At 34.3% G+C, this 5,985-nt stretch carries 8 protein-coding genes; 6 read left to right on the forward strand and 2 right to left on the reverse strand.

Annotated features, from left to right (window positions below):
* Positions 1–430, forward strand: a 430-nt coding sequence (locus AC1DTM_RS16505) for a S16 family serine protease (protein ID WP_477000505.1), incomplete at its 5' end; no start/stop codon positions are given.
* A gap of 26 nt (positions 431–456) precedes the next feature.
* Here the strand turns inward: AC1DTM_RS16505 and AC1DTM_RS16510 are convergent.
* Positions 457–1,698, reverse strand: coding sequence for a nucleotidyltransferase (locus AC1DTM_RS16510; RefSeq protein WP_165762447.1), 1,242 nt, complete (start codon positions 1,696–1,698; stop codon positions 457–459).
* Positions 1,699–1,851: 153 nt separating this feature from the next.
* Between AC1DTM_RS16510 and AC1DTM_RS16515 the strand changes: the two genes are divergently transcribed.
* From AC1DTM_RS16515 to AC1DTM_RS16525, 3 genes are all read left to right on the forward strand, one after another.
* Complete coding sequence (locus AC1DTM_RS16515; RefSeq protein WP_000872151.1) at positions 1,852–2,352, forward strand: YceD family protein; 501 nt, start codon at positions 1,852–1,854, stop codon at positions 2,350–2,352.
* 61 nt (positions 2,353–2,413) lie between these two features.
* Positions 2,414–2,587 carry a 50S ribosomal protein L32 gene (rpmF, locus tag AC1DTM_RS16520; RefSeq protein ID WP_001984764.1) on the forward strand — a complete coding sequence of 58 codons (174 nt, stop codon included), beginning with the start codon at positions 2,414–2,416 and terminating at the stop codon, positions 2,585–2,587.
* A gap of 128 nt (positions 2,588–2,715) precedes the next feature.
* Positions 2,716–3,222 (forward strand): RsfA family transcriptional regulator, encoded by a 507-nt coding sequence (locus AC1DTM_RS16525; protein WP_002160695.1) that lies wholly within the window; start codon positions 2,716–2,718, stop codon positions 3,220–3,222.
* 33 nt (positions 3,223–3,255) lie between these two features.
* On the opposite strand, the gene AC1DTM_RS16530 is transcribed toward AC1DTM_RS16525, so the two are convergent.
* Positions 3,256–3,729 carry an N-acetyltransferase gene (locus AC1DTM_RS16530; protein WP_002160696.1) on the reverse strand — a complete coding sequence of 158 codons (474 nt, stop codon included), beginning with the start codon at positions 3,727–3,729 and terminating at the stop codon, positions 3,256–3,258.
* 295 nt (positions 3,730–4,024) lie between these two features.
* On the opposite strand from AC1DTM_RS16530, the gene panE reads away from it, so the two are divergent.
* Together panE and bshC are read left to right on the forward strand one after the other, a co-directional pair.
* Positions 4,025–4,912: a 2-dehydropantoate 2-reductase gene (gene panE, locus AC1DTM_RS16535; protein ID WP_002111450.1), complete on the forward strand. Its 888-nt coding sequence runs from the start codon at positions 4,025–4,027 to the stop codon at positions 4,910–4,912.
* A 79-nt stretch (positions 4,913–4,991) separates the two neighbouring features.
* The coding region (bshC, locus tag AC1DTM_RS16540) for a bacillithiol biosynthesis cysteine-adding enzyme BshC (protein WP_477000506.1) at positions 4,992–5,985 on the forward strand (994 nt) is incomplete at its 3' end.

Here is a 5,985-nt window from a genome sequence, read left to right on the forward strand (position 1 = left end):
CCCTAATGGGAATGGACGTGTCGGTATAGGGGTCTCTATCGTTACGGAAAGAGAGTTAGTAGTAGATCCGAAAGTGAAAATTGATTCCCATGAAATAGGGGGGCCATCAGCAGGGTTAATGTTTACACTAGAAATTTATAATCAGCTCGTTGAAGAAGATTTAACAAACGGACATGAAATAGCTGGAACAGGTACAATCAATGATAAAGGGGAAATTGGTCCAATTGGTGGTATTCAGCAAAAAGTAGTAGCTGCTAGTGATGCAGGAGCTGAAGTGTTTTTTGCGCCAAATGAAAAAGGTGTAGAGAAATCGAATTATAAAGATGCTCTTGAAGCTGCGAAAGATATTAAAACAAAGATGAAAATTGTACCGGTGGACACACTGGATGATGCATTAACGTATTTGGAAAAAATGGGTGAAATAAAGTAAACCTCTCTGAAGAAGAGAGGTTTTTCTTATAGGAATTTTTTCATTATTTCATCATAACGAATTGGATGATGCGTTGCGTCTTGTTTTAGTAGTTGTGTCCGCAAAGGTTCTTGCATTATGGAGAAATATACAGCATTTGATTTTCGTTCTATGTCTAAAGTCGGATGTTCAAAAGTTTTTGTATGAGTAAGGATTGGAAGTTCTATTTTTTTCTTATTTTTAGAAAGATAAGTTTGTCCCTTTTGTGACATTCCGAGAAGACGGATATACGGCGCATGTTGCGCTATATTTGCTTTGTGTATTTCTTCCTTCGTTGTATTTGTTAAAATATGTGTACAAGCTCTTTGTAATCTAGTCCATGTATAACGTTTTGTTTTTAATGCTTCCATGAATGAATAGAAAGATGAACTGTTTTGTATTTTTGATAAAATACGATGCTCTAAACCTTCTTCCATTTCATATATATGTTGTAAGTCCTCTGAAGACATCGTCATAAGTTTGTATTTAAAAAATGAAAAGTATTTTTCCCAGTTATGTAACGTCCCGTAGTTTTGCTTGTAGTTTTCTAAAAGAGAAGCAGTCATTTTCGGGATAAAAGGCTCAATAGTTGTAGAGGAACTGTTTTCAATAAATAGCTGTTTGCGAATACTTGTTGCACTTGCAATATGTTGATCGTGAAATGTTTCATCATGATAATGAGAGGCGAATCTTTTTATAGTTTGTGCTTGCATGGAACTATTTTGTAAGAGAATGGCTTTAATGTACTGTAAGCCTAAAATGTTATTTGGTTGTGACATATCTACGTTTTTTTCGGGTGGTAAGATGTGTAGAAAGGCTTCAGATGTAGCTTTTGCATAACTATTACCTGCATTCATAAATTGCTTCACAAGACGATTAAAAGTCTTTTCTTCATTTTTTTGTATAGCGATGGTAGTGTAGAAATTTTCAGTTTGTCCATCTTCACTACCAAAACAAATTTCAGAAACACCAAGGGCGTTTAAAATCGAAATTGCGCCATTTGCGAAAGTTTCGGCCTTTTGTGTTGCGAATGCATAAGGAAGCTCTACAACAAGGTCTACGCCGTTTGTTAAGGCCATTTTAGTACGATACCATTTGGAGATGAGTGCGGGCTCACCACGCTGCAAAAAAGGACCACTCATAACGGCGATAATAATATCAGACTGTGTTAACTTTTTTGTTTCTTGCACATGATAAGCATGACCGTTATGAAAAGGGTTATATTCAACAACAATACCACTGGATTTTATGGTAATCTCTCCTTTCGATGTAGCATCTTTTTGGAAAACGTGATAATGTATATATTATTTCCTATGATGACTTCATTATAGTGTAAAGAAAAAACATTGACAAATATAAAATGGCTAGCTATAATTTTGTTTGTTGCCTTGAGGTGATATGATATGAAATGGTCCATCCATCAATTGAATAAATTGAGAAATAAAGGATTGACATTAAATGAAATGGTAGATGTAAGTGAGCTAAAAGAGGTCGAAAAAGATATTCGTGAAATTAATCCTGTTCATGTAACAGGAAGAGTTGATTTTGGCTCCGGTAAGTTTACGTTTCATCTACATATAACTGGAAGCATGGTTTTACCATGTTCTCGCTCTTTAGTAGATGTGACATTACCATTTGACATTAAAACAACTGAGGTGTTCCAAACTTCAGAAGAAGAATTTGAAACAGAAGCTGAAATTCATTGTTTAGAAGGAGAAGTACTTGACTTACTGCCCGTAATCAAGGAAAATATACTTTTGGAGATTCCAATGCAAATTTTCAGTGATGATGTTTCTGGTGGAGCACCGATGCAAGGTCAAGACTGGCAAGTGATTTCGGAAGAAAACAAAGAAAAGACTGTTGATCCAAGATTAGCAGGACTTGCAAAGTTTTTTGACAAATAATCGGAAGACTGGTTTAGGCCTTCATATGAAAATAATTATTTCTTTTAAGGAGGTGGGAAGAATGGCTGTACCTTTTAGAAGAACTTCTAAAACAGTAAAAAGAAAGCGTCGTACGCATTTCAAATTATCAGTACCTGGTATGGTAGAGTGCCCAAGCTGTGGTGAAGCGAAATTAGCTCACCGTGTATGTAAAGCATGCGGTACTTACAAAGGTAAAGAAGTAATCAGCAAGTAATTGCGAAAAATAAACGYAGAAGATATCTTCTACGTTTATTTTTTTTGTCTTATTCTTTATTTGTTGTATTCTATCTTTTCTAGTAACTGCATATGCTTAATAAAAAATGCATAGGGAGGACTAGAGAGATGGCGACAACAAGACAAGATGCTTGGACTGATGATGAAGATTTGCTTCTGGCAGAAGTAGTACTCCGGCATATTCGTGAAGGTGGAACGCAACTTTCCGCTTTTAAAGAAGTGGGGAGGCATTTGTCTCGTACACCTGCAGCTTGTGGATTTAGGTGGAATTCTTACGTTAGAAAGCAGTATAAAGAACGTATTGAAGAAGCAAAGCAACTTCGTAAGGTAGAAAATTATGAAGTGAAAGAGACAACGGTATTAGAGCCAAAATCTATTACATTGAATGATGTTATTGAATTCTTGCGAAATTATAAAGATGAAAGCTCTTTAATGATGTTACAACAACAAATTGAATCGTTACAAACAGAGAAAGAACGTCTTCTGGAGCGATTATCAGTATATGAGGAAGAATATAGAACATTACTTGATTATATTGATCAAAAAAGAAGTGTAATGGTAGCAGAAAGAAATGGCGCTCGCTCGAATGGAGAATTAGAAAAATTAAAGAAATAAAAACAGCTGCGTAACAGCTGTTTTTTTTATTTCTTATGCAGATTCTTCGTTTGTAATCGCATTCGAATTTGTTTCTGGTTGCCAAATATAAAAATCACCATTAGTTACTGATACTGGCTGGAAACTTAATTTATCCCAAAAACCAGCTGACTGGATACGTGCTATCGTTTTAATTGGGAATTGTAGTTGTTGCGCATAATTAACAAGCATTTGTCCGAATCCTTGTTTTTGAAAAGTCGGCAACACTTCGAGTTTATAAAGTTCTAGGTAAGTACCTGTAATTTCAAATGGTTCTCCACCGTTTCTTTTCATGTATAGACTCATACGTGCGATTAGCGATCCTCCATAATAAATACCGTAAAATGGAGACTCACTATCATTTTCAATAATGTTTGCTTGTAATTCTTCCAACATGGATAGTTCTTGAGCTCCGCACCCTTTAAATTTTTTAAATGCATCTAATGTTTTATAATTGATGAGCAAGCGTTCAACTTTTGGGAATCCCATTACATCACATCCTTTTCTTATCTTGTTGAATGCAGAAAAGTTAAAATATTTATAATAATATTATAACTCATTTTTTAATTTTTATGAAGAAGATAGAATATTTCTTTCATTATTTTTTTGAGGATTTGCTAAACTAAGAATAGAACTATGTATATAGGTAGTATATACATAGTGAAAGAAGGGGTTGCATTTGTTACAAGATAATTGAATCCTTAACTATGTAATTGTAATTTAATAAGATGTAAAGGGGGGAGGGCAAGTGAACTTATATCACTTGTTAATATGAGTTCTTTGTGTGAAGATGAAAATTGGAATTGTTGGACCGGGAGCTATTGGTCTCCTATATACATTTTATTTACAAAAAAGCAATCAAGATGTTACGTTGTTTACAAGAAACGCTAAGCAAGCAGAAGAATTAAACTTAACGGGTGTAAGTTGTATTAGGAATGGAGAACGTGAAACAGTATTTCCATCTATTTTACCGATAGAAAGTATGCTGGATAAACAGTTAGATTATACATTTATTGCTGTAAAGCAATATCATGTAACTGATATATTACCTTTTGTGCAGGGAGAATCGTCATTAATCTTTTTGCAAAATGGAATGTCGCATCTTCACGTTATGCAAAAAATAGGGAATGAACGTATAGCAGTCGGGATTGTGGAGCATGGTGCAAAAAAAGAGGATGGACATACAGTTCGTCATACTGGAATAGGTGTTACAAAGTTTGGTGTAGTGCGTGGTCAATCTAGTTGTTTTAAAAAGGTATTTAATTGTTTTCCTTTTGATTATTTTCCGATTCAGATAGAAGATGATTGGAAGGGGATTATGCGTAATAAATTAGTAGTCAATGTATGTATTAATCCATTGACGGCATTATTGCGGGTTGAGAACGGGGAGTTAATTTCAAACCCGTTTTTTTATCAAATGATGGAGCAAGTATTTCAGGAAGTTGCATTTCTTGTTAAAGAAGAAGATAGGGAAATGCTATGGCAAATGGTATGCCAAGTATGTGAAAAAACATCTCATAATACTTCATCTATGTTAGCGGACGTAAGAGCGAATAGACAAACAGAAGTTAATGCGATTGTTGGATATGTATTAGAAGAAGCTAAGGAACAACAACAATCTGTTCCGACACTTCGATTTTTGTTCAATGCAATAAAAGGAATGGAATTATAAGTGTTTTTCTTTGCTTTTACGTGAAACATTGACTACAATGTGGGTTGGTGAGAGAACAGGATACGAAAGGAAGAATTATATGGAGATAAAAGAGATCTCTGTTCCACTACAAGGTGTTGTAGCGGACTATATGAACGTTAAAAAAGAGATACAGTCATGTTTTGATTATCTGTTAACAGAGGATGCTTTTAAACAGCGTTTACATGATTTGCGTGAGAGAGAGTTCTTCCGTCAAGATTTAGTAACGCATTTATTAGAATATAATACACAATTGCAAGCGGGAGAATTTACAATTCAAAATATAAAAGCGCTTGAAGATGAAAATACATATGTAGTTATAGCTGGACAACAAGCTGGGTTATTAACTGGTCCGCTTTATACAGTGCATAAGATCATTTCAATTTTACAGCTTGCAAAAGAAAAAGAAGAGAGTTTAGGGGTTCGGGTTGTTCCTGTCTTTTGGATTGCTGGTGAAGACCATGATATGGATGAAATTAATCATACATTTGTAACGAAAAATAAAAAAATAAAAAAGACCATTTTTCATGAACGTTATCCGAAAAAGGCGAGTGCTTCTGAGTCTGAACTTTCTATTGAAGACTGTAGAAAATGGGTCGAAGAGATTTTTAAAACATATCCGGAAACGAATTTTACAAAGGATGTATTACAATTTGTTGATGATGCTTTAGGTAAATCGCATACATATGTAGATTTCTTTGCACGCCTTATTACGAAAATGTTCGCAAATTCTGGTTTAATTCTTGTAGATTCACATCATCCTGCATTAAGAAAATTAGAAGTGCCGTTTTTACAACAAATTATAAGTAAATATAAAGAAATTCAAGTAGCACTTCATAATCAACAGGAAGTAATTAAGGAATTAGGATTTAAACCGATTATTGAAACGAAGACAAATGCAGTGCATATATTTATGGAAATTGATAATGAGCGAGTATTGCTTGAAGAGAATCAAGGGAAGTTTATTGGAAAAGATGGAGTGCATTCATTTTCGTATGAAGAATTGATGGAAGAGATGGAAAGAAGTCCAGAACGTTTTAGTAATAATGTTGTAA

The organism is Bacillus sp. P4_D3, assembly GCF_056401855.1.

What these genes read in the sequence shown, in the direction of transcription:
- AC1DTM_RS16515 (WP_000872151.1), top strand. Translation starts at nt 1,852, where the DNA reads ATGAAATGGTCCATCCATCAATTGAATAAATTGAGAAATAAAGGATTG.
- rpmF (WP_001984764.1), top strand. Translation starts at nt 2,414, where the DNA reads ATGGCTGTACCTTTTAGAAGAACTTCTAAAACAGTAAAAAGAAAGCGT.
- AC1DTM_RS16525 (WP_002160695.1), top strand. Translation starts at nt 2,716, where the DNA reads ATGGCGACAACAAGACAAGATGCTTGGACTGATGATGAAGATTTGCTT.
- AC1DTM_RS16530 (WP_002160696.1), bottom strand. Translation starts at nt 3,729, where the DNA reads ATGGGATTCCCAAAAGTTGAACGCTTGCTCATCAATTATAAAACATTA.